Source organism: Bradyrhizobium sp. 31Argb (assembly GCF_043638955.1).
Taxonomy (GTDB): Bacteria; Pseudomonadota; Alphaproteobacteria; order Rhizobiales; family Xanthobacteraceae; genus Bradyrhizobium.
In genome coordinates, this window is record NZ_JBEGDB010000616.1 from 1 (window position 1) to 1136 (window position 1136).

Annotated in this window: 1 protein-coding gene; it reads left to right on the top strand. The window is 66.2% G+C overall.

Features of this window, described 5'->3' with window-relative positions; translation table 11 throughout:
• The first annotated feature begins 92 nt into the window (after positions 1 to 92).
• Positions 93 to 947, top strand: a complete 855-nt coding sequence (locus tag AAFX91_RS41850) for an SDR family NAD(P)-dependent oxidoreductase (RefSeq protein WP_394570367.1) — start codon at positions 93 to 95, stop codon at positions 945 to 947.
• Positions 948 to 1136: the final 189 nt, after the last annotated feature.

The window sequence follows — 1136 nt, forward strand, 5'->3', positions numbered from 1 at the left end:
CGCCTCAACGCCAAAGCACGCGAGGCGCGTGCCGCTTACGCCAATGCAACTTGACAATCCAGATAGTCGCTCATCCCTGGGAGCCGAAAGCAATGACTGCGATCTCCGGAAGCGCGGTGGCTGTCACGGGCGCCGCCAGCGGCATCGGCCGGGCGCTCGCGCTCGAGCTTGCCGCACGCGGCGCCGATCTCGCGCTGGCCGACCGCGACGAGGCCGGCCTTGCCGCGGTGGCCGCCGAGATTGCGAAAGCGGGCGTGCGGAAAGTCACGGTGCATCGCGTCGACATCGGCGAAACCGATCAAATCGCGGATTTCGCGGAAGCCGCAACCAGCGCGCACCCGTCCCTCAACATCCTCATCAACAATGCCGGGGTTACCCTGCTCGGCCAGTTCCACGAGATCGACCAGGCCCAGATGGAGTGGCTGTTCAACATCAATTTCTGGGGCACAGTGCATGCGGCGCGCGCGTTCCTGCCGCAGCTTGCGCGGCAACGCGAAGCGCATATCGTCAACGTCTCCTCGATCTTCGGCATCGTCGCACCGCCCGGCCAGACCGCCTATTGCGCCTCCAAATTCGCGGTGCGCGGCTTCTCCGAAAGCCTGCGGCATGAGCTTGCCGCCGCACGCAGCCCGGTGCGGCTGTCGGTGGTGCATCCGGGCGGCGTCGCCACCAACATCGTCCGCAATTCCCGCACCGGCGCCGGCGTATCAGACAATGCGCGCCGCGCGCAGGCGATCGAATGGTTCGATGCGGCAGCCCGGACGACACCGACCGCCGCCGCGCGCACCATCATCGAAGGCGTCGAGAACAACCGGCCCCGCATCCTGATCGGCAGCGACGCGCGCGTGATGGACCTGCTGCAACGCTTCCTGCCGGCAACGTATTGGTCGGTGTTGCAGCGGCGGCTCGGGAAAGAGACGGCGCAAGCGGGGAAGTCCTCGCGATAGCGCCGTAGGATGGGTGGAGCGCAGCGAAACCCATCGCGATGAAGCAAGCGGCTCGAATGATGAGTTTCGCTTCGCTCTACCCATCCTACGATTCCCTCACGCCTCGCGCCGGTGTCGTCCCGGCGAACGCCGGGACCCATATGTGGACGGCCCCCGTGGCACAAGAGCTTTTGAGGTGATCGGATCGCT

Coding starts and splice junctions, on each gene's coding strand:
- AAFX91_RS41850 (WP_394570367.1), top strand. CDS start 93: ATGACTGCGATCTCCGGAAGCGCGGTGGCTGTCACGGGCGCCGCCAGC.